The organism is Rhodococcus aetherivorans (assembly GCF_025722975.1).
GTDB lineage: Bacteria > Actinomycetota > Actinomycetes > Mycobacteriales > Mycobacteriaceae > Rhodococcus > Rhodococcus aetherivorans.
In genome coordinates this window covers 80,183-101,297 of sequence record NZ_CP106982.1, presented here as the reverse complement: position 1 = coordinate 101,297, position 21,115 = coordinate 80,183, and the positions used below count along the sequence as shown (strand labels likewise).

Sequence of the window (21,115 nt, the reverse complement as noted above, 5' to 3'; positions counted from 1 at the left end):
CGCAGAGCCGGAAACACGCGGTGCGACGAACGCGATAATCCGGCTGTGGGCGATCGCCAGGTGCTGCACGGTGCGACGGAGAACCTCCGGGTCCAGCGGCGCCGTCTGCTCGTGTGGTACCTGGCAGTCAGCACCGGGCTCGTCGCGGTAGGAATCGTTGCAGCCCTGCTCGATCCGGCCATCGCCCGATCCGGTAGCTTCGCCGGCATGGCCTCGGCGCTGGCGCTGGGCATCGCCGGGCTGGGGATCCTGCGGTGGGCGCCACGGCGTCCGGGACGCACCCCCATCGTCGCCGCCACCGCGTGCGCGGTCGTCGCGATGCCCGCGGTGATCGCGTTCCACGTCGATCCCTCCCGCATCCTCATCAGCGTCATGGGATCGATGTTCCTGTCGATGTATCTCTCGGCGTTCTGGCCACCGCGGCAGGCCGTCCTGTGGATCGGGGCGCTCACCGCGGCGACCCTCGGCGCCGCGGCCGTCGCCCCGACGCGCCTGCTGTGGGTCGGTTACGTGATCGTCGCCGCCGCCCTGCTCGGGTCCGGGGCGATCTTCGGGGCCGTGGGACGGCTGCTGGTGAACGCGGCGACCCGCGATCCGCTCACCGGCCTGCGCAACCGCGCGGGTCTCGACCTCGAACTGCGCTCGCGGCCGCGCGACCGCGGCACCCGGGTCTGCCTGGGCCTGCTCGACGTCGACGGATTCAAGGCGTTCAACGACGAGCACGGGCATCCCGCGGGTGACGCACTGCTCCGCGACGCCGCCGGGGCGTGGGCGCAGCAGGTGCCGCGCGGCGGGATCCTGGCGCGTCTCGGCGGCGACGAATTCCTCGTCGTGCTCCCGGACACGGACGAAGAGGAGGGGCGCGCGGTGCTCGAGGACATGGTCCGCGCGAATCCCGTGCCGGTCAGCTTCGGGGTCGCGGCGGGCGTCGTCAGCGACCCCATGGACCTCTACCACGACGCCGACATGGATCTGTATCGGGCCAAGGCCGCGACCTGGGCGCACCTGCCGGATCGGTTGGCGCCGCTGCCCCTGCCCGCCGTCCTCGATCTGCTGCCCGTCCCCATCATCGCCGTGCGCGACGGCGGCGCCATCGCCTACGCCAATCCCACCTTTGCGGCGCTGCTCGGCGTCGACGCCCAGGACGTGGAGAACCGGGCGCTGCACGAGATCTTCACCGGCGGCACGTGGCCCGACGGTTCCGTCACCGTCCGCTCGCTGCACGACCGGACCGGGCAACTGTGCGAGTTCGGCCGCCCGGACGGGACCGTCGTGCAGGCGACGGTCGGCGCCGTCCGGATCCGGTGGGAGAACACCCTCGCGACGCTGGTCGTGCTCGGCGACGTCACCGAGCAGCCGAGCTACGCGTCGGGCTGACCTGTGCCCGTGGACGCGCGACGGATCCGGGTGCCGGGGGTTACTGTCGCAGGTGTGCCGGGCACGGTGACGCTCTTCCTCGCCGGAGACGTGATGACCGGCCGGGGTGTGGACCAGATCCTCCTGCACCCCGGAGGTCCCACGCTGCGGGAGTCCTACGTGAAGGACGCCCGGGACTACGTCGAACTCGCCGAGACCCGCAGCGGCGCGATTCCGCGGCCCGCGGGATACGACTGGCCGTGGGGTATCGCGCTGTCCGTGCTCGACGAGTGCGCCCCGGACGTTCGGATCGTCAACCTCGAGACGTCCGTGACCACGTCGCGGGACTACGCGCCGGAGAAGGGCATCCACTACCGGATGAATCCGGCGAACGTCGAGGTGGTCACCGTCGCACGGGTCGACGTGTGCACCCTGGCCAACAATCACGTGCTCGACTTCGGCGTCCGTGGTCTGCGCGAGACCGTCGAGGTCCTCACGGCGGCGGGACTGCGGCTCGCCGGCGCGGGCGGCGACGATCGGCTGGCGTGGCGGCCGGCGACGGTCCCGGTCGGGGCGGGCCGGGTGCGGGTGTGGTCGGTCGGTGCGGTGTCGAGCGGGATCGCCCCGTGGTGGGCCGCGACGGCGACGCGGCCCGGGGTGGCGCTGTTGCCGGAGGTGTCGGAGGCGGGAGCCGACGGGCTGCTCGCCCGGATCGACGCCGACCGCGCGGCCGGCGATGTGGTGGTGGTGTCGGTGCACTGGGGATCCAACTGGGGCTACGCGGTGCCGGACGAGCACGTGCGGTTCGCGCACCGTCTGATCAACGGCGGCGTCGATGTGGTGCACGGGCATTCGTCCCATCACCCGCGGCCGCTGGAGGTCTACCGCGGCAAGCCGGTGCTGTACGGGTGCGGCGACCTGATCAACGACTACGAGGGCATCGGCGGCTACGAGCGCTTCCGCGACGAGTTGCGCCTGCTGTATGTCGTCTCGTTCGACGCGGACTCGCGGGAGCTGCGGGAGTTGCGGATGATGCCGGTGCGGGCGCGGCGGATGCGGCTCGAACACGTCACGCAGTCGCAGGAGCGCTGGCTGCGCGCGGCGCTCGAGGAGTCGTCGGCGATCTTCGGCACTCGGTTGCGGGCCGCGGGGGACGGCGGCCCGTGGATCCGGCTCGAGCGGTGAGCCGGCGCGGTCAGCCGCCCGGACGCGCGACGGGAACGCCGTCGACGACGAGGTCCACCGCCTCGTTGTAGAACGCGACGTGGCCGGCGATCGGTGCGACGGCGGGGAGGGGATCCGGGTACGACCAGGCGACGTTCTCGGCCCGCGGCGTTCCGGTGAAGCTCCAGTACCGGGCCGTGCCCTTGTAGGGGCACGACGTGTGCAGTTCCGTCTCCTCGAGTACCGAGAAGTCGACGTCGGCGGGCGGGATGTAGTACCGCACGGGCAGGTGGGTCTCGAACAGCAGCACCGGGTTCCGGGTCTCGGCGACGACCGTGCCGGCGATGGACACCTGCACGTGCCGGCTGCTGGGCAGCGCATCGACCCGGTGGTGCGGGTCGCGGGGATGAACGAAGATCTCCGTGTCCTCCTCGTACCAGTTTTCGATGCCCGCTCCCCGGCGGCCGAACCATTCGAAGCCGATGTACTCCTCGAGTCCCGCGACGTCGAGCACGAACGCCGCGGCGGGCGCCCGGGTCTCGTCGTCGGTCAGGTCGAACCACCGCGCGACGTCGTTCCTGTCGCCCGGTGCCGGGGCGGGCGCGAGGAGATCGGTGCGCACGTCGTCGCGGGGGAACAGGTAGAAGGGGACGGGATGGCCGGGCGGCCACACGAGCAGCGCGCGGATGGTGTCGACCACGGTGTGACCGGCCCAGGTTCCGCGGACCCGCCGCTCGCTGGGTTCGTACAGGTAGCCGTCCGACGGGGGCGGACGGCGGCGGGTGGCGGACCTGCGGGCCATGCCCCGACGGTACGCCGGCCATCCGGGCACCGAGGACCGCCGGGCGCACGGATCACCGGCGGACACGGATCACCCGGCGGGCACGGGTTCGTCGTCGCGCGTGACGGCGTAGACGCCCGGGTCGAACGCCGACACCCGGCGACGGAGCGCGGCCGACGACCACGGCCAGTTGAAGCTGTTGCGGCCGTTGGCGTCGAAGAAGTAGCTGCGGCATCCGCCGGAGTTGTAGACCGTGCCCGGCAGGGCGGCCTGGACCTCGTCGTTGAAGGCGTCCTGGACGTCGCGCCGCACCTCGAGGGTGCGCCAGCCGCGGCGCACCGCCGTGTCGATCGCGGTCGCGACGTGCTCGAGCTGGGCTTCGAGGATGAGGAACGCCGACGTGTGACCGGTGCCGAGGCTGGGGCCGAGCAGGACGAACGCGTTGGGAAAGCCCGCGACGGACGACCCCAGGAACGCCTGCGGGCTGCCCTGCCAGTGCTCGTCGAGGCTGCGTCCCTGTCCGTCGAACATCCGGCCGGCGATCGGCATGTCGAGGATATGGAAGCCGGTGCCGAAGACGACGGCGTCGACCTCGGCTTCGCTGCCGTCCTGGGCGATCACGGTGGAGCCGCGGATCTCGCGCACCGCGCTCGGGTGGACCTCGACGTGGGGGCGGGTGAGGGCGGGGTAGTAGGTGTTCGACATGAGCAGCCGCTTGCAGCCCAGGGTGTAGTCGGGGGTCAGGGCGCGGCGCAGCCGCGGGTCGCGGACCTGCGCCTGCAGCTGGGCGCGGCCGATCCACTGCAGTTGCCGCATGAGCCACGGGTGCCGGAAGCCGAGGCCGAGGGCCTCCATGAGCGCGTACTCGGTCGCCTCGACCAGTCGTCGCGCGCCCGGGACGCGGGCGAGCAGCCGGCGCTCGAACCCCGACAGCCGGCGGTCGGGCTTGGGCAGCACCCACTGCGCCGTCCGCTGGTACAGGTGCAGCCGCGCGACGTCCGGCGCGATCTCGGGGACGAACTGGACGGCCGAGGCTCCGGTGCCGACGACGGCCACGCGCTTGCCGCGCAGGTCGTAGTCGTGGTTCCAGCGCGCCGAGTGGAACACCTCGCCGGGGAACTGCGACAGACCGGGGATGTCGGGTACGAGCGGTTCGTTCCACGGTCCCGCGGCGGCGACGAGGAACCGCGCCCGCACGGTCCCGCCGGTGGTCTCGAGGGTCCAGCGCGCGTCGATCGGGTCCCAGTCCGCGCGCAGCATCTCGATCCCGAACCGGACGTGGGACCTCACGCCGCGGGCGTCGGCGGTGTGCTCGATGTAGTCGCGAATCTCGTTCTGCCCGGCGAAGATTCGGCTCCAGTCCCGGTTCCGGGCGAAGGAGTACGAGTACAGCAGCGAGGGCACGTCGCAGGCGCATCCGGGGTACGTGTTGGCGCGCCACGTGCCGCCGAGGGTCCCGGCCTTCTCGAGGACGACGAAGTCGGTGATCCCGCGCCGTCGCAGCGCGATCGCCGCGCCGATGCCGGAGATCCCGGCGCCGATCACCACCACCCGGTATTCGTCCATCGCGTCGTCCCCTCGTCTCCCGTGATCCCCATTCGAATACCGTCGGTATCCGGATAACCACAGTATCCGAACTTCGGCCGCTCCGGTACCGTCGAGTCGTGGCACGACCGACCCGCCAGGAGACTCAGGCACGCACCCGTGAGGATCTGCTCGCCACGGCGGCCGAGCACTTCCTCGAGCGCGGCTACGCCGCGGCGTCCCTCGACCAGATCGCCGAGGACGCCGGTTATTCCAAGGGAGCGGTGTACTCCAACTTCCGCAACAAGGACGAGTTGTGCTTCGCGGTGCTCGACCGGATCCGGGCCGAGCGCATGGGCGAGATCGCCGCGACGCTCGCGGCCGGTGCGTCGCTCGACGACGTGGTGACCGCGTTCGGGGCGTGGGCCGAGCGCACCATCGGCGACCGGCGCTGGACCCTGCTCGAGATCGAGTTCTCGGTGCGCTCCCGGCACAACGAGGAGATCCGGTCCCGCATCGCGGCGGGTGCCGAAGGGGTGCGCACGCTCATCGCCGAGCTGATCCGCTCGCTCGCCGACCGGTACGACGTCACGCCCACGATGGATCCCGGGCAGGCGTCGGCCATGCTGCTCGGGCTCGGCATCGGCCTGGGCCTGCAGCGCGCGATCAGTCCCGAGCTGTCGGCGGCCGCGTTGACGGACGCGGTGCGCGCGTTGATGCGGCCGCGGCGGTGAGGTCGGCGGAACCTACCGGGCTCGGTAGGTCAGGCAGTTGGCCGCGTGCTCTCCGCTGCCGGTGCCGCCCACGCGGATCTCGCTCGCGGTGCACTCGAGATCCTGGTTGTGCACGCAGTCGGCGCGCTGGCAGGCGCCGACCATGCTGCTGGTGACGGTGTCCAGGCCGCCCTTGGTCGACAGCGGGATGAACGTCTCGCAGTCGGCGCTGCCGTTGTGCCCGGCGACGTTGATGGCGTAGGCGTGGCAGCCGTCGTGGTTGTAGGAGCAGGTGCCGACGCTGCACTCGGTGACGTGCGGCATTTCCATCGTGGTCATGATCGATCCTTCCGGAGGACGGTTGTCCACTATGGGATGCAGACCATGGTAGTGGTGCGGCGGGTGTGCGAACAGGGTAGTGGACGAGCGGATTTCGTTGGTGTGCGGTGCATTTCGAGAACACCCGTGTTGCGTAAACCGGGTCGGCTCACGCCCGGGCCGCGGCGGGCTCGCGCACCGGTTCGAGGCTCGGCCGCCGGGCGACGGGGATGGCGAGGGTGACGGCGGCGGCGACGAGGGCGACACCGCAGCCGATGAGCATCCCGGTGCGGAACCCGCCCTCGGTCGGCAGGCTGTAGCCGCCGACCTGCACGCTCATCTGCGACAGGACCACGCCGACCACCGCCGCCGACACCGAGGTGCCCACTGCGCGCATCAGGGAGTTGACGCCGACGCCGTCGCGGACTGCGGCACCGCACCCATGATCAGCGCGGGCATGGCCCCGTAGGCGAAGCCGACACCGGCGCTGCCGATGCAGACGACGAGCATCAAGCCCCACGTCGAGCCCATGAGCAGCAGGGACACCACGTAGCCGGCGGCGATGACCAGGCATCCGATCAACAGGGTGACCTTCGGGCCGCGGGTCGCGGACAATCTTCCGCCGATCGGTGAGACGGCCATCATCACCAGGCCGCCCGGTGCCATCCACAGTCCCATGGCCGGCATCGACTGGCCCAGGCCGTAGCCGGTCTCGGCGGGCAGCTGCAGCAGCTGCGGCACGATGAGCGACTGCGCGTACATCCCGAACCCCACCACGACCGAGGCGGCGTTGGTCGGCAGCACCGGGGGCCGGGCGGTGGACCGCAGGCCCACGGGCGGATGCGGCCGGCGCAGCTCTCGCCGAGCGCATCCCCGACCCCGAGGGGGCATCGCGCGCAAGTTCCGCATCACCGCGGGGGGTGTCCGTCGCCTCGACGACGAACGCGCCCGCTCCGTCGCCGGGCTCGAGCGGGTGCTGGTCGACTGGGATCCCGCCGAGGTCGCCGAGTTCACCCGCTGGCTCGAACGGTTCGACACCGACCTCGAGCGTCTGGCGGGGCACCCCTGGCCCCGGCCGGTGAGCTCGCCCGGATCGTCCCCGTCCCACCCCGAGGGCCGCAGCGGGTCCTGAGTCCGCGCCCGCCCGGCGGCGCGGAGCGACACGAGCGCGGCCTCCGCCGTTGACATTGACGTCAACGTCAACGCATGCTGTGCGGGTGACGACGAGCGAAGCCCAGGAACGGGCCCGGTCCGCGCGGCGGGACAGCGACGGCCCGCGCCGGCGGGCCCTGCTCGAGACCGCCCGCGACTGCTTCGGCGAACTCGGCTACGAGCGCACCACCGTCGCGGTGATCACCGGCCGCGCCGACGTCTCCCGCGCCACCTTCTACGCGTACTTCTCCTCCAAGGAGGAGGTGTTCCGCGCGCTCGCCACCCTCGTGTGCCGGCAGTTCCTCGACGCCCAGCACATGGAGGGGCAGGCGGTGGACGACCTGCGCCGGGTGCTGCGCACCACCACCCGCGCCTTCATCGAGTCCGTCTACGTCAACGGCCGCATCCTCGAGCTGATCGAACACCGCGCCCGCCTCGACGACGAGGTCGGCGCCGAGTGGGAGAGCGTGCGCGAACGCCTCGTGGGCCGCTACGTGCGGTTCGTCGAACGCATCAACGCCACCGGCGAGGTGCTCCCGTGCGCGCCACCCGAACGCATCGCCCGCACCCTCGCCGACGCGCAACGCGCCGGCGCCCTGCGCCTGCTCGGCGCCCCGAGACAGGAACAGCAGTCCTACATCGACGACATGATCGCGATGTCCGAACGGCTCATCGGCTTCCGCTGACCGGCCCCGACCGACAGGACCCCCGACACCCATGCTGCTCGTAGCCAACCGCGGCGAGATCGCCCTGCGGGTCATCCGTTCCGCCACCGAACTCGGCCTCGACACCGTCGCCGTGTATGCCGAGGACGACGCGGACAGCCCGCACGTCGCCGCCGCCACCCGCGCCGTCGCGCTGACCGGTGCCGGACCGGCCGCCTACCTCGACGGGCAGGCGCTGCTGCGCGCCGCCGCCGAGACCGGCTGCACCCTCGTTCACCCCGGATACGGATTCCTCAGCGAGAACGCCGAATTCGCCGAAGCGTGCGCCGCGGCCAGGGTGACGTTCGTCGGACCCGAGCCGCAGGTGCTGCGGATCTTCGGCGACAAGGCCGCCGCCCGCCGCACCGCCGTCGCCGCACAGGTGCCCGTGCTGCCCGCCACCGACGGGGGCGTCACGGCCGGCGCGGCCCGCGACTTCCTCGCCGCCCACCCCGGCGGCATCGTCCTGAAGGCGCTCGCCGGCGGGGGCGGCCGCGGCATGCGGATCGTGCGCGACGCCGCGGACCTCGACGACGCCTTCCGCGCGTGTACGGCCGAGGCGGAGTTGGGTTTCGGCAACGGCGCGCTGTTCGCCGAGGCCTTGTGCGCTCGGGCCCGGCACATCGAGGTGCAGGTCGTCGCGGCCCCCGACGGCGCGGGCGGGGTGCGGGCCCTCGCGCTCGGTGACCGGGACTGCAGCGTGCAGCGACGCCACCAGAAGCTCGTGGAAATCGCTCCGGCGCAACGGCTCGGCGCGACGGTGCGCCGCGCGCTGCACGAGGCCGCGGCGCGGCTGTGCGCATCGGTGGGCTATCGGGGTCTGGCCACCGTCGAGTTCCTCGTCGCCGGCGACGACGCGGTGTTCCTCGAGGTGAACCCCCGGATCCAGGTGGAGCACACGGTCACCGAGGAGGTCACCGGCGTCGACCTGGCCGCGACGCAGATCGCGATCGCCCGCGGTGCCCGGTTCGACGAACTCGGCCTGCCCGGCGGCGTCACCGCCGACGGCGCCGGCGTGCGCGGCGAGCCCGCCGCCGCGAGGGGCATCGCCGTCCAGGCTCGCGTCAACACCGAGACGATGCGCCCCGACGGCCGGGCCGTACCCGCCTCCGGCACGCTCACCGTGTTCACGCCGCCCACCGGGCCGGGCGTCCGCGTCGACACCTACGGCCGTCCCGGGCTGACGACCAGCCCGCGCTACGACTCGTTGCTGGCCAAGGTGATCACCCACACCCGCATCGACGACTTCGCGGCGGCGCTGCGCAAGACGGACGCGGCGCTCGGCGACCTGCTCGTCGAGGGTGTCGCCACCAATGCCGAGTTTCTGCAGAACATCCTGCGCGACAAGGACTTCGCGGCATCCGACGTGCACACGTCGTGGCTGGACGAACGGATCGCCGACCTCGCCGTCGCCGGCCCCGACGGCGCACCGGCCGTCGCGCCGGAACTGCACGCGGGGGAGGAGGCGGTGCGCGCCGACATGGTCGGCACCGTCGTCGAGACCGCCGCCGACGGCGACGCGCTCGCACCGGGCGCACCCGTCGCGGTGCTCGAGGCGATGAAGATGCAGCACGTGGTGTCCGCCTCCGGATCGGCGACCGTGGTGCGCCTGCTGGTGCGGCCGGGGCAGACCGTGCAGCCGGGGGAGGTGCTCGCCGTGGTGCGCGCCGGGTCCGGCGACGCGGCCACCGGCGACGGGGGTGAGCGGGACCTCGACGCCGTGCGCGACGACCTCACCGAGATCCGGGACCGGCACGCCCGCACCCTCGACGCCGCCCGGCCCGACGCGGTCGCCAAGCGGCACCGGACGGGTCGTCGCACCGCGCGGGAGAACATCGCCGACCTCGTCGACGACGGCACCTTCGTCGAGTACGGGCCGCTCGTGCTCGCCGCGCAGCGCAGCCGGCGCAGCGAGGAGGACCTGATCGCCAACACCCCCGCCGACGGGCTCGTCGGCGGTCTCGCCCGCATCGACGGTGCCGAATCGGTGGTGCTCTCCTACGACTACACCGTCCTCGCCGGCACACAGGGCATGCGCAACCACAGCAAGACCGACCGGCTGCTCGCCCTCGCCGCCCGCCGCGAGGTGCCGCTCGTGTTGTTCGCCGAGGGCGGCGGCGGACGCCCGGGGGACGTCGACGCCGGACCCGGACAGGGCCTGGAGCTGTCGACGTTCCGCGCGATGGCCGCCCTGCGCGGGCGCGTCCCCACCGTCGCGGTGGTCTCCGGGCGGTGCTTCGCCGGCAACGCCGCACTCGCCGGCGTGTGCGACGTGCTGATCGCCACTCCCGACACCAACATCGGCATGGGCGGGCCCGCGATGATCGAGGGCGGCGGGCTCGGCGTGTACCGGCCCGAGGACATCGGCCCGATCGACGTGCAGCGCCGCAACGGCGTCGTGCACCTCGCCGCACGCGACGAGGCGCACGCCGTCGAACTGGCCCGGCAGTACCTCGGCTACTTCACCGCCGCCGCCGGCGAGTGGGCGGCCCCGGACCCGCGGCTGGCGCGCCACGTCGTTCCCGAGAACCGGTTGCGCGCCTACGACGTGCGCGCGGCGATCGATGCGATCGCCGACGTCGGTTCCGTGCTCGAACTGCGCGGCGACTACGGTGTCGGCATCGTCACCGCCCTCGTCCGCGTCGAGGGCGCGGCGTACGGGGTGCTCGCCAACAGCAGCCACCACCTCGGCGGCGCGATCGACGCCGAGGCCGCGGACAAGGCCGCCGACTTCCTCGAGCTGTGCCAGGCGCACCGCCTGCCCGTCGTGAGCCTCTGCGACACACCGGGATTCATGGTCGGACCCGAGTCGGAGAAGGAGGCCACGGTGCGCCGGTTCGGCCGGCTGTTCGTCGCCGGTGCGCGCCTGACCGTCCCGTTCGGCACGATCATCCTGCGCAAGGGTTACGGCCTCGGCGCCATGGCCATGGCCGGCGGGTCCTTCCACGCACCCGAGTTCACCGTGGCGTGGCCCACCGGCGAGATCGGCGGCATGGGGCTCGAGGGGGCGGTGCGGCTCGGCTTCCGCAAGGAACTCGAGGCCGCACCCGACCGGGCCGCGCGCGACGAGCTGTTCGCGCAGCTCGTCGCCGCCGCCTACCAGCACGGCAAGGCCCTGCAGGCCGCGACGATCTTCGAACTCGACGACGTCATCGATCCCGCCGATACACGGGCCTGGGTGTCGCGGCTGCGCATGTCCTGAGCGCCGGTGGGTACCCGTCCGTCACCGAAGGGAGGTGGCGGTGAGCAGGCAACCGGGAGCCGAGGAGTTCGTGCCGGAGACCACCGACCTGGCCGAGCTCGCGGCCGCGGCGGGCGGCTGCCGCGGATGCGAGCTGTACCGGAACGCCGAACGCACCGTGTTCGGCGCCGGCCCGGCCACGGCCCGGCTCGTGCTCGTCGGCGAGCAGCCCGGCGATCAGGAGGACCGGGCCGGGGAGCCGTTCGTCGGCCCGGCCGGGCGGCTGCTCGACCGGGCCCTCGAGGAGGCGGGGATCGACCGCGGCGAGGTCTACGTGACCAACGCGGTCAAGCACTTCAAGTTCGAGCGGGCCGCCGCCGGCGGGCGTCGCATCCACAAGAAACCGGCACGCGGCGAGATCGTCGCGTGCCGGCCCTGGTTGGTCGCCGAACTGCGGGCCGTGCAGCCCGACGTGCTCGTGTGCCTCGGCGCCACCGCGGCCCAGTCGCTGCTCGGCCCGTCGTTCCGGGTGACCGCGCACCGGGGGGAGATCCTGCACCTCGACGGGGAGGTGCAGATTCCGTCCGCTCCGGCCGTCGTCGCCACGATCCACCCGTCGGCGATCCTGCGCGGACCGGCGGAGCAGCGGGACGAGGCCCTCGCCGGGCTGGTCGCCGATCTGCGGGTGGCCGCCGGGGCGCTGTAGTACCTACAGATGTCCAGTACCTACAGCTGTTCGGTACCCACAGCGGTTCAGTCGTCGGACACCGTCCCGGCGAGGGCGTTCTGCACCCGGTGGGTGACCGCGTCGTCCCAGCCGTCGGGGGCGAGGATGTCCGCCCACAACTGCGCGGCCTCCGGCCCGTACGCGTGGCCGAACCCGGACGGGACGTCGGCGGAGAACACCATGTCGAGCGTGACCTGCCAGAACGTGACGAACGGCAGCCACCGCATGCCCGGATCCACATCCGGGCCGAGCGGCTCCCGCAACCAGTCCGGCTCCCGCAGCAACAGCTCGAACGACCACCAGGTGATCGGATCGCTCGCGTGCTGCCAGAACACCACCCGCGGAAACTGCCACGGCCCGGGCAGGTCCGCGTCGTCCGGGCGGGACGCGAACCGGATGTGGCGGCCGGCGTCGACCACCGGCAGCCGCTCGAGCGACCCCGGGTCGCGGTCCGCGGTGATCTCCCCCCACGGCTGCGCGAAGTTCGGGGTACCCACCAGCAGCGCCCCGTCGGTCCGGGCGACCAGGTCCGGCCCCGACGCGAACGCCGCCTGACCGCCGTACGAGCCCAGGCTCTCGCCGAAGACCACCAGCGTCGGCCGATCCGGCTCGGGCCGCGCCGACCACGCCGCATACACCGCCTCGAACAGCGCCCGCCCCGCCAGCCGGGGCGTCTCCCGGTCGGCGACGAACGACAACGCGCTGGGCAGGAACGAGTACTGCATGGCCGCGATCGCCGAATCCCCGCCGGCGACGTATTCGAAGGCCCCGGCGACGTTCGCGTTGACCCAGCCGCGGCCGGTGGTGGTCACCACCGCCAGCACCCGGCGGTCGAATGCGTCGGTGCGCTCGAGCTCGGCGACGACCCGGTCCGCGATGCCCTCGACCGTGTCGGCGGATTCGCGGCCGGCATAGACCCGGATCGGGGTGCGCGCCGGCGCCCCGGTGACGGTCTCGATCTGCTCGGCGCTCGGCCCGCCCGCGACGAAGGTGCGGCCCTCCCGGCCCAGGGTGTCCCACGCCTCGTTCGAGGCCGGCGATCCGGACCGTTCCGGCAGCCCGGGCTGCACCACACCCGGTGCGGTGCCCTGATCGGCCACCTCGGACGAGCGTTCCGCCACGCCCAGCACACCCCGGTGGACGGCGCCGTCGAGCACGAACACGCTCAGGAGCACCACGAGGGTCACCGCCCCGAGCCGGGCGACGGGCCCGGGCACGTACCGCCGGCCCAGCCGGGTCAACCGGTTCGTGCCCGCACGCAGGCCCCGGCCGATCGTCAGCAGCGCCAGAGCGACGACCAGGGCGATCAGCAGCACCAGCAGATAGAACGAGCGCTGGGCCCGCGGCACCCCCACCAGGTCCCGGATGATCTGCTGCCACCACGACCCCAGCACGAGGAACACCGGCACCAGCACCAGCGCCGCCCCGGCCAGAATCCACCAGCCGACCCGGCGGGTCCGCTCCGACCACTGCGGATCGACGCCGCAGCGCCGGACCACCCAGGCGAGCAGGCAGCCGATCCCATAGCCGGTCACCAGGCTCAGCCCCGACGCCACGCCCTGCAGATACCACACCCGCGGCAGCAACGACGGCGTCATCGACCAGACGAAGAACACCAGCGCGAAGCCCAGACCGATCGGGTGGAACCGGCGCCCGTAGCCGAGCAGCCGAGCGCGCGGCGTGACCACCCGGCCGGGCTCGACGTCAGCGGTGGTAGTCAGCGCAGGGCCTTGGCCTTGAGCCGGTCGAACTCGTCGCCGGTGATCGTCCCGGCCTCGAGCAGTGCCTGGGCCTCGGCGATCTCGGCCGCCGGGGATCGTCCGGCCACCTTGCGGATGTAGTCGTCGGCCGCGTGCTGGGCCGCCTCGTGGGCGGCCGCGTGCCGCTCGGACATGCCGCGGCCCCGCACCAGCAGGTAGACGAAGGCGGTCAGGTACGGGAGGACGACCAGGAAGATGATCCACACGACCTTGACCACGGCGGACGTGGAACGGTCACGGAACAGGTCCGTCAGCACCTGGAACAGGATCAGCAGGTACGCGACGAACGCGAAGACGACCAGGGTGTACCACAACAGGTCCCACAACGAATCCAGCATCACGCACACGCCTCTCACGGTTCGGAGGTGCCCGGGAAACGGACGGAAAGGACACCCGGACGCAAACAGGTACACGGTCTTCGCCGGGCACCGGAACACGGCGGCGCAGAATGCACCGTGGTGACGCGAAATGCACCACGATTGTTCCGGGGTGCGGGTCGAGGCCCAGCGTGGTCGCAGCCCGGTGCGGTCGAGCCCGGTGCGGTCGAGCCCGGTGTGGTCGAGCTCAGTGCGGTCGCAGCTCACTCGGGCTCACGCCGCGCACCGCGCGAAGGGCGCGACGCAGCTCGGCGCTGGACGCGAAACCGGCGATCGCCGCGATCTCGGCGACCGTGGTGCGGGCATAGGCGGGTTCCTGGAGGAGCACGGCGGCGCGGTGCGCGCGCAGTCGCCGGATCTGGGACGCGACCGTGGTGTCGTGGGCCGCGAAGGCGCGCTGCAGGCTCCGCAAGGACATCTGCAGCCGCTCCGCGATCACGGTCGGAGTCAGCATCGGGTCGCTGTGATGGGCCCGGACGAGGGTGAGGGCGCGGGTGTACGCGCTGCCGCACAGTTCGCCGGAATCGGCGCCGTAGCCGAGCGATTCGTGGTGCAGCCCCACCACGAGCTCGATCAGGGCGTTCTCCACGCCGCGCGGGGCCGCGGTGGTGTTGTGACGACCGCGTTCGCGGAGCATGGCCATTCCCACTGCGTTGAGCGCGTGCGTCGACAGGGTGGGCTTGGCCGGCCCGAACGTCACGGCCGTCTCCTCGAGATCGAGTCCGCGTTCTTCGAGCCGGTGGCGGGGAATGCGCACCAGGAGCAGGTCCGAGCCGTCCGCATCCGCGGCCTCGTATCGATTCCACCCGACCTGCAGGACGATCCGGCCGCTCTTGACGTGTACCCGGGTGGTGCCGTGGTCGACCATCCGCTCGCCGGTGAGCATCAGGAACAGGTTCGCGACCTCGCCGTCCTCGACGACGCCGGCCAGAGCACGATGCGGTGACATCTGCACCCGGCCGACACTGATCGCCCCGACGTTGCAGATCTCCATCCGGAACCGGAACTGCGTCACGTCGGGGACGAACAGCTCGGTGCGGCTCCCGGCATCGGAGGCCATCGCCTCGAAGCCCTGCCGGCCCCGCAGTTCGATCTTCCGATACACCCTCGTCCCTTCCGCCCCGGCGCGTCCGTGGCTCGGTGCGTCAGCGTGGCATGCTGCACCGGCCGTGGCGGGGGATACGGGCGACGGATAGCTCACATTCCGCGGGGATCGGGGCCGAAGGTCTCTGGCGTCGCCTCCCCGGCCGGATCATGCTGGACCCATCGGGCGCCCGCACCGCCGAGTCGGCGTCCGGGGAGGTCGACGGTGTCCACCCCTGCTCCGCACACATCCCAGGCCCGGCGCGACGGGTCGCACCGTCCGAGCACGGCGTCGACGGTGCTGCTCGCCTGCGGGGTCGTGTCGTCGCTGTTGTACGTGGTTGCGCACGAGATACTCGCGGCTGCGCTCTACGACGGCTACAGCCGGTTCGATCAGGCGATCAGCGAGCTGACGTCGGTCGGTGCGCCGACCCGGGCACCCCTGACCGCTGTGGGATTCGTGTACGACGTGCTGATCGTCGCCTTCGGGATCGGCGTGTGGCGGACGGGCCGCGGCGTCCGCCCCCTGCGCATCGCGGGAGTTCTCCTGGTGGCCTACGGATTCGTGGGACCCCTGTGGCTGCCGTTTCCGATGACCGGACGTGAGGACATCGAGGCCGGGGCCGCCATGCCGCTCGCCGACACCATGCACCTGGTTCTCAGCGCGGTGACGGTCTCGCTGTGGTGCGCGATGATCGGGTTCGCGGCCGCTGCCTTCGGAACCTGGTTCCGGGTGTACTCGGCGGTCACGGTCGCGACGATCCTGGCGTTCGGAGCATGGACGGGCCGGTACGTGCCGGCGGTCGCCGCCGCCGAGCCGACCCCCGGCATGGGCGCGGTCGAACGCGTGATGTTCGGTGCGTTCGTGCTGTGGGTCGCGGTGCTGGCGGTCGCTCTGCTCGTCCGCCGCACCCGGCCGGCATCGCTTCGCGGTGCGTCAGGAGGACGACGTGCCGTCGCCCCGAGCGGGGGAGAGCCATCGTGAAACCAGCGCGCCGAGCGTGCCGTCCGCGGTGAGGGCGCGCTGCGCCTCCTCGAGATCGGCGCGCAGCGCGGCATCGCCGAGGCGCACCGCCAGGGCGATCTCCTCGCGGGTGATGTCGTACTCGACGACGTCGACGTGTGTCCGGTCGCGGGTCAGCCACGTCAGGACGGGACCGAGCTTCATGAAGGCGTCGCACCCGCCGGTCGACAGCTCGTCCAGGGCACGGTCGATCTCGTGGTACGCGTACACCCGGATCCCGCCGATCCGTCCCTCGGCGAGAAGGCGTTTCACCACCGGTTCGCTGGTGTTCCCCTGCTGCACCCCGACGGTCAGGCCCGCCAGGTCTGCCACCCCCTGCACCGCGGGGTGACGGGCGGTGTCGACCGCCAGGGACTGCCCGGACACGAAGTACGGCGCGCAGAACGAGGCCCGCTCGCGGCGCGGCTCGGTGACGGTGGTGCCGGAGGCGACGACGTCGAAGCGCCCCGCCGCCAGCTCGTCGAAGATCGTCTCGAAGTCGTCGCCCTCGTGCGGGACGAATTCCCACCGCAGCCCGAGGTGCCCGGCGAGGGCCCGGGTGAGGTCGATGTCGAACCCCACGGGCCCGCCACGCTCGTAGAACTCGAACGGCGGATCGGGCATCGCCGATCCCACCCGCAGTGCGGAGGTCCGGGTGGTCATCACTGGCGGCCCGGGTGCGGCCGGACGCGGGTCGTCACAGCACCGGTTTCGGACATCGGCAACCGTCCCGTCCGTTGTGCCTGTCCGTTTCGTCGCACTCTTCTCGACACCTCCCATTGTGCGCGGTCACACTCCCGCAATCCAGACGCCGGGACGCCGCGGGGCCAGCTCAGGCGCTGGTGGCCAGCGCCGCAGCGAGCCCGAACGCGACGGACGTCGCGGCGACCTCGAGTACCGCGTTGCGCAGCGACGCCTCCGCGGTGACCCGGTGCGCGGCCGCGGCCGGCACCCACGTCCGCCGCCACCACCACGCCAGCGCCAGCAGTGCCGTCAGGGTCAGCGTCTTGGCCAGCACGATGCGGCCGTATCCGGTGTCGACGAGCGCCGTGACCGAGCCGAGCCGTACCGCCGCGTCGACGACGCCCGTCGCGGCGAGCACGGCGACGCATCGCACCGCGAGCACCGAGTACCGGGGGAGCAGCCGGGCCCACGCGCCGCGGGACCGGACGGTCAGGGCCAGCGCGACGAGCGTGCCGAACCACAGCGCCGCCGCCAGGGCGTGCGCCGCGTCGAGCAGCGATCCGAGGGCCTGCTGGGACATGTGGCCGGTGACCGGCCGGGCGATGAGCGCCAGCGCCGCGGCGACGAGGACCGGGACCGTGGGCCACGCCGCCGACCGGCGATACGCGAGGGCGGCGACGAGGGTGCACACCAGCACGCACAGCAGCGCGGCCACGCCGATCCGGCCGGCGCCCGCACTGCCGAGGTACTCCGCGAAGCGCGACACCCCGAGTCGCGACACGGGGACGTTCGTGGTGTCCGCGGCCTGCAGCACGAGCTGCACGACCTCCGTCAGCACCCAGAGCCCGCCGAGACCGGCGATCACACGCCAGACGTCGCCGGGGGCGACGGGGGGCCGCCGCTCGTCGCGCACCATGACACCGAGCGTGGCCAGGCCGAGCACCGTCGCGCCGACGCACAGCGACAGCGCCCGCACCCAGCTCGACGCGGCCGGGTTCGCCAGCAGCCATCCGGCGGCGACGCCCGCGGTGGCGCCGACGCCGGCGGTGAGCAGCCACGCCCGGTGCGCGACGGTGCCGGTGCCGCTCGTCGTCAACGCCCCGCCACCGGCGTCAGGCCTTCTTCGGCTTGCGCAGCACGAACCACAGCACGCCGGCGAGGACGGCGACGCCCACGACGACGAAGACCCACACGGCCGGGCCGCTGTCCTCGTCGCTGTCCGCCGCGGGCGCCGCGGCACCGGCGGCGGCCGCCGCACCGGGTGCGCCCGGACCGTCCTGCGTGAGGGTGAAGACCTGGGTGCCGGTGACCGGATGGCCGTCCGCCGAGGTCACGCGGTAGGCGATGGTGTACTCGCCGGCCGGGCCGAGATCGCCGACGGCCACGGAGACCGTGGCGTCCTCGACGAGGGGATCACCCTTGGACCACAGGTTGCCGTCCGGGCCGACGACGGTCAGCGCGGCGAAGGACTCCTGCAGAGCCTCGTTGAAGGTCAGGCTCACGCGCTCGGGGCCCTGCGCGATCTGCTCGCCCGGCGCGGGTGTGCTGGCGATGACAACCGAGTGCGCGGCGGCCGGGCCGGCCGCGAACAGCAATGCCGCCGCGACCGCGCCGAGGAGCCCGGCGAGCCGGGCGAGAACGAGTGGGGTCTGTCGCCGGCGTGCGGCGACGGTGTTCGGGATGTTCATGGGTTTCTCTCTCCGGTGGGGTGGGTCGCGGTCACGCCGCGATGGGCGGCCCCCGCCGGGAGATGCACGGTGCCGGCCGGGCCGACGCGACGGTCCGGCCCGCCTCGACCGGCAGCACCGCCCGGGCTGCCTCGATGCGAGGGGGCGCGGCGGTCCATGCCGCCCGCACCGCCCGGGTCAGCGGCCCGTACAGGCGTTGCGCCGCCTCGAGCAGGGCCGCGCACGCAACGACCGCGACGGTGTGCGCGACGAGCATCGGCGCCGACGCGTGCAGGTGGCCGGTCGTGACCGCGGCCAGCGCCAGGTGCGTCGCCCCCTGCCCGGCCGCGAGCAGCACCGCGGTGGGCACCGCGCGGAGGTGGGCGGCGACGAGCCCGACCCCGGCCGCGACGGCGAGCAGCAACGCCACCGCCGCGTTGCCGGGCACGCCGCCGCCGGCGCCGCCGTGCGCGGCGACCGCCAGGGCGGCGGTCAGCGCTCCCGCGGCGGCGCCGCGCAGGGTCGAGCCGGGCGTCACGCTGGTGTCAGCGCACGCCGAGGCGGGCGAGCAGGTCGGCCTCGATGCCGTCCAGCTCCCGCGAGATGCCGGCGTGCGCGGCCTTGCGGCGCGGTGCCGGCATCTGCTCGGCGGCGTGCACCGCGGCCGTCAGGTCGGAGAGCCGGCCCCGGATGGCGTCGGCGAACTTCTGGGTCTCGGCGTCCTTGGGATGGCGCTCGAGGATCTCGTCGAGCGACTTCTCGGCCCCGGCGATGCGGGCGCTCAGGTGCGCGCCGTGACCGGTGTACTCGCCGAGCTGGTCGACGGCGACGCCCATGCGCTGGGCGCGCGCGGCGTCGAGCTGACCGCGCAGCGCGGTCACGCCCTGGTACACCAGCGGCACGAGCACCGGCGCGAGCAGCCGCACGACGGCGAGGTAGCGCCGCACCTTCGCCGCGGTGAAGCCCTTCTGGGCGGCGGCCTTCTCCTGGGCCTTGAGCGTGGCGAGCTGCTGCTTCTCGACCCGGGTCTGCGATTCGATCAGCGCCTTGTCGGCCTTGAGCTGGGCCTTGGCCGCCTTGATCTCGGCCTTCGTCAGGCGGCTGTCGCGCTTGCGCTGATTCTTCGCGTTGAGTTTGGCCTCGAGCCTTGCCTTGTGCTTGAGAGCCTTCGCCTCCGCCTTGCGGGTGGCGCGGCGCTTCCGCCTCTTGAACAACGCCATCGAACAGGACCCTCCATTCGGTGTACGGCGCCCACGGCGCCACGGGTCAGCCTATCCGTGACGGGGGTTTCCGGTTGACCCTAGGTGGACGAATACTGTTCTTCACTGTGAACGTATCCAGCGAGAGACGGACCTCGCCGGTCCTGATCGAGGCGAGCGCGCTGACCCGCTGCCGGCACCGGGTCCATCTGGACGCGGCCTTTCCGGACGAGTTGGCCGCGGCCCCGGAGCACCCGGGAGCCAAGCAGCGGCAGGAGGCGGCGGCCACCCACCGCGAGGCCGTGCGGCAGCGGCTGTTCGACGCGAACCCCGGCGACTGGGCGCGGATCGACCCCGAGGGGCCGGCATGGCGGCGCGCCGAAGCCACCCTCGACGCGTGCCGTCGCGGCGCGAACCGGATCTGGGGCGCGGTCCTGCCGTCGGAGCCGGACTCGGGCCGGCGGGGCCGGGCCGAGATCCTGCTGCGCGACGTCGAGCGCGGCGGCTACATCCCGGTGATCGTGGTCAATCACAAGGTCACCGACCCGGGCCGGGGCGCGACGACGTCGGGGCTGTTCGCGTGGGAGCCGGTGGTCGACGAGACCCGCAAGGTGCGCAGCCAGGTGCGCGACCAGATGCGGGTGGCCCACCTGTACCGGATGCTCGAGCGTCACGGTCTGGCCAGCCCGGCGCAGGTCGGCGGCGCCATCGGGTACGGCGGGGACTGCATCCTGGTGCACGACCTGAGTGCGGTCCTCGAGGACTACGACGCGCGGCTGGCCGACCGGCTCGCGATCGCCCGGGGCGAGACGCCGACGGAACCGTTGCAGATCGGGGAGTGCAAGACCTGCCCGTGGTGGCCGCGGTGCCGTGAGCAGCTGAGCGCGACGCACGACGTGTCGCTGGTGGCGCCGGGGCAGCGCGCGGCGGTGCTGCGCGAGCTGGGCGTGCACACGATCGACCAGCTGGCCCGCTGGGAGGGGGACCCGCCCGAGACCTGGCCGCAGGGCTCGTTCGAGGACACCGTCGTGGTGGCCAAGGCGTGGCTGGCGGGTGCGCCGCTGGTGCGGCGGCACGACCACGTGCACGTGCGGCGTGCGGACATCGAGATCGACATCGACATGGAGAGCTACCACGAGCACGGCGCGTACCTGTGGGGCACGCTGCTCAACGTCGGCGGGATCTCCGCGTACCGGGCGTTCGTCAGCTGGGATCCGGTGCCGACCGACGACGAGGCCCGCTCCTTCGCCGAGTTCTGGACGTGGCTGTCCGCGGAACGGGCCGCCGCCGCCGCGAGTGGGAAAACCTTTGCCGCCTATTGCTATTCGCGTACCGCGGAGGACAAGTGGCTGCTCGGCTCGGCCCGCCGGTTCGCCGGTTTCCCGGGGGTACCGACCGAGGACGAGGTGCGCGAGTTCATCGACTCGCCGCAGTGGGTGGACATCTACCAGGTCGTCACCGATCAGTTCGTGTGCCCGAACGGCAAGGGACTCAAGAAGATCGCGCCGATCGCCGGGCACCGCTGGCGGGACGAGGAGGCCGGTGGGGAGGCGTCGATGAGCTGGTACCGCGAGGCCGTCGGCTACGACGGGGACCCCGACCCGCAGCAGCGACGTCGCCTGCTCGAGTACAACGAGGACGACGTGATCGCCACGAAGGTGCTCCGCGAGTGGATGAGCGAGCGTGCGGTGCACGAGATCCCGCACATCTCCGACCTGTAGA

20 protein-coding genes and 1 pseudogene are annotated in these 21,115 nt (G+C 72.7%); 9 read left to right on the top strand and 12 right to left on the bottom strand.

The features are described 5' to 3' along the window. Positions 1–45: 45 nt before the first annotated feature. Both OCS65_RS00530 and OCS65_RS00525 read left to right on the top strand, forming a co-directional pair. Positions 46–1,377 carry a diguanylate cyclase domain-containing protein gene (locus OCS65_RS00530; protein WP_065923233.1) on the top strand — a complete coding sequence of 444 codons (1,332 nt, stop codon included), beginning with the start codon at positions 46–48 and terminating at the stop codon, positions 1,375–1,377. Between the two features lie 54 nt (positions 1,378–1,431). Continuing rightward, positions 1,432–2,541, top strand: a complete 1,110-nt coding sequence (locus tag OCS65_RS00525) for a CapA family protein (RefSeq protein ID WP_084648692.1) — start codon at positions 1,432–1,434, stop codon at positions 2,539–2,541. 10 nt (positions 2,542–2,551) lie between these two features. Here OCS65_RS00525 and OCS65_RS00520 read toward each other — a convergent pair whose 3' ends face one another. Together OCS65_RS00520 and OCS65_RS00515 are read right to left on the bottom strand one after the other, a co-directional pair. After that, complete coding sequence (locus OCS65_RS00520; protein ID WP_029546918.1) at positions 2,552–3,322, bottom strand: DUF427 domain-containing protein; 771 nt, start codon at positions 3,320–3,322, stop codon at positions 2,552–2,554. Between the two features lie 69 nt (positions 3,323–3,391). Beyond that, positions 3,392–4,867: a flavin-containing monooxygenase gene (locus tag OCS65_RS00515; RefSeq protein WP_263508416.1), complete on the bottom strand. Its 1,476-nt coding sequence runs from the start codon at positions 4,865–4,867 to the stop codon at positions 3,392–3,394. Positions 4,868–4,965: 98 nt separating this feature from the next. Here OCS65_RS00515 and OCS65_RS00510 point away from each other — a divergent pair, with 98 nt between their 5' ends. Continuing rightward, positions 4,966–5,559 carry a TetR/AcrR family transcriptional regulator gene (locus OCS65_RS00510; protein WP_006935330.1) on the top strand — a complete coding sequence of 198 codons (594 nt, stop codon included), beginning with the start codon at positions 4,966–4,968 and terminating at the stop codon, positions 5,557–5,559. A 12-nt stretch (positions 5,560–5,571) separates the two neighbouring features. Here OCS65_RS00510 and OCS65_RS00505 read toward each other — a convergent pair whose 3' ends face one another. Continuing rightward, the gene (locus OCS65_RS00505) at positions 5,572–5,877 is read right to left on the bottom strand and encodes a DUF1540 domain-containing protein (RefSeq protein ID WP_006935328.1); all 306 of its coding nucleotides are present in this window, start codon (positions 5,875–5,877) and stop codon (positions 5,572–5,574) included. A 148-nt stretch (positions 5,878–6,025) separates the two neighbouring features. Beyond that, a pseudogene (locus OCS65_RS00500) lies at positions 6,026–6,714 on the bottom strand (MFS transporter); the annotation flags it as partial. On the opposite strand from OCS65_RS00500, the gene OCS65_RS00495 reads away from it, so the two are divergent. The 4 genes from OCS65_RS00495 to OCS65_RS00480 all read left to right on the top strand — a co-directional run bounded on the left by OCS65_RS00495 (position 6,674) and on the right by OCS65_RS00480 (position 11,599). Then, positions 6,674–6,988 carry a hypothetical protein gene (locus OCS65_RS00495; protein ID WP_263510394.1) on the top strand — a complete coding sequence of 105 codons (315 nt, stop codon included), beginning with the start codon at positions 6,674–6,676 and terminating at the stop codon, positions 6,986–6,988. The pseudogene OCS65_RS00500 and the gene OCS65_RS00495 overlap by 41 nt on opposite strands. Positions 6,989–7,067: 79 nt before the next feature. After that, positions 7,068–7,694 carry a TetR/AcrR family transcriptional regulator gene (locus tag OCS65_RS00490; RefSeq protein ID WP_029546921.1) on the top strand — a complete coding sequence of 209 codons (627 nt, stop codon included), beginning with the start codon at positions 7,068–7,070 and terminating at the stop codon, positions 7,692–7,694. A gap of 31 nt (positions 7,695–7,725) precedes the next feature. Next, positions 7,726–10,914 carry an acetyl-CoA carboxylase family protein gene (locus OCS65_RS00485; protein ID WP_263508413.1) on the top strand — a complete coding sequence of 1,063 codons (3,189 nt, stop codon included), beginning with the start codon at positions 7,726–7,728 and terminating at the stop codon, positions 10,912–10,914. Between the two features lie 40 nt (positions 10,915–10,954). Further along, the gene (locus tag OCS65_RS00480; protein ID WP_420833222.1) at positions 10,955–11,599 is read left to right on the top strand and encodes a UdgX family uracil-DNA binding protein; all 645 of its coding nucleotides are present in this window, start codon (positions 10,955–10,957) and stop codon (positions 11,597–11,599) included. A gap of 47 nt (positions 11,600–11,646) precedes the next feature. Here the strand turns inward: OCS65_RS00480 and OCS65_RS00475 are convergent, their stop codons facing one another. From OCS65_RS00475 to OCS65_RS00465, 3 genes are all read right to left on the bottom strand, one after another. Beyond that, positions 11,647–13,308, bottom strand: a complete 1,662-nt coding sequence (locus tag OCS65_RS00475) for an alpha/beta hydrolase (RefSeq protein WP_263508410.1) — start codon at positions 13,306–13,308, stop codon at positions 11,647–11,649. Between the two features lie 29 nt (positions 13,309–13,337). Beyond that, a complete protein-coding gene (locus OCS65_RS00470; protein ID WP_029546925.1) occupies positions 13,338–13,718 on the bottom strand; it encodes a PLDc N-terminal domain-containing protein in 381 nt (126 codons plus the stop codon). A gap of 226 nt (positions 13,719–13,944) precedes the next feature. Continuing rightward, a complete protein-coding gene (locus OCS65_RS00465) occupies positions 13,945–14,862 on the bottom strand; it encodes a helix-turn-helix transcriptional regulator (RefSeq protein ID WP_161995342.1) in 918 nt (305 codons plus the stop codon). Positions 14,863–15,066: 204 nt separating this feature from the next. Here OCS65_RS00465 and OCS65_RS00460 point away from each other — a divergent pair, with 204 nt between their 5' ends. Further along, positions 15,067–15,825, top strand: coding sequence for a DUF998 domain-containing protein (locus OCS65_RS00460; RefSeq protein ID WP_231772173.1), 759 nt, complete (start codon positions 15,067–15,069; stop codon positions 15,823–15,825). Here OCS65_RS00460 and OCS65_RS00455 read toward each other — a convergent pair. The 5 genes from OCS65_RS00455 to OCS65_RS00435 form a co-directional block, all read right to left on the bottom strand. Continuing rightward, entirely contained in the window at positions 15,778–16,506 is a 729-nt protein-coding gene (locus OCS65_RS00455) for an ABC transporter substrate-binding protein (RefSeq protein WP_029546926.1), read from the bottom strand. The two genes, OCS65_RS00460 and OCS65_RS00455, sit on opposite strands and share 48 nt — an antisense overlap. A gap of 169 nt (positions 16,507–16,675) precedes the next feature. Then, positions 16,676–17,623, bottom strand: coding sequence for a CopD family protein (locus OCS65_RS00450; protein WP_263508406.1), 948 nt, complete (start codon positions 17,621–17,623; stop codon positions 16,676–16,678). 16 nt (positions 17,624–17,639) lie between these two features. Further along, positions 17,640–18,215: a copper resistance CopC family protein gene (locus OCS65_RS00445; RefSeq protein WP_263508404.1), complete on the bottom strand. Its 576-nt coding sequence runs from the start codon at positions 18,213–18,215 to the stop codon at positions 17,640–17,642. 31 nt (positions 18,216–18,246) lie between these two features. After that, positions 18,247–18,732 (bottom strand): hypothetical protein, encoded by a 486-nt coding sequence (locus OCS65_RS00440; RefSeq protein ID WP_263508402.1) that lies wholly within the window; start codon positions 18,730–18,732, stop codon positions 18,247–18,249. A gap of 7 nt (positions 18,733–18,739) precedes the next feature. Beyond that, positions 18,740–19,414, bottom strand: coding sequence for a DUF6474 family protein (locus OCS65_RS00435; protein WP_065923222.1), 675 nt, complete (start codon positions 19,412–19,414; stop codon positions 18,740–18,742). Between the two features lie 107 nt (positions 19,415–19,521). Between OCS65_RS00435 and OCS65_RS00430 the strand changes: the two genes are divergently transcribed. Beyond that, positions 19,522–21,114, top strand: a complete 1,593-nt coding sequence (locus OCS65_RS00430; RefSeq protein WP_029546929.1) for a TM0106 family RecB-like putative nuclease — start codon at positions 19,522–19,524, stop codon at positions 21,112–21,114. Position 21,115 lies beyond the last annotated feature (1 nt).

Excerpts from the sequence above, each read along its gene's own strand:
- OCS65_RS00520 (WP_029546918.1), bottom strand. The coding sequence starts at position 3,322 with ATGGCCCGCAGGTCCGCCACCCGCCGCCGTCCGCCCCCGTCGGACGGC.
- OCS65_RS00515 (WP_263508416.1), bottom strand. The coding sequence starts at position 4,867 with ATGGACGAATACCGGGTGGTGGTGATCGGCGCCGGGATCTCCGGCATC.
- OCS65_RS00505 (WP_006935328.1), bottom strand. The coding sequence starts at position 5,877 with ATGACCACGATGGAAATGCCGCACGTCACCGAGTGCAGCGTCGGCACC.
- OCS65_RS00485 (WP_263508413.1), top strand. The coding sequence starts at position 7,726 with ATGCTGCTCGTAGCCAACCGCGGCGAGATCGCCCTGCGGGTCATCCGT.
- OCS65_RS00470 (WP_029546925.1), bottom strand. The coding sequence starts at position 13,718 with ATGCTGGATTCGTTGTGGGACCTGTTGTGGTACACCCTGGTCGTCTTC.
- OCS65_RS00455 (WP_029546926.1), bottom strand. The coding sequence starts at position 16,506 with ATGACCACCCGGACCTCCGCACTGCGGGTGGGATCGGCGATGCCCGAT.
- OCS65_RS00445 (WP_263508404.1), bottom strand. The coding sequence starts at position 18,215 with ATGAACATCCCGAACACCGTCGCCGCACGCCGGCGACAGACCCCACTC.
- OCS65_RS00435 (WP_065923222.1), bottom strand. The coding sequence starts at position 19,414 with ATGGCGTTGTTCAAGAGGCGGAAGCGCCGCGCCACCCGCAAGGCGGAG.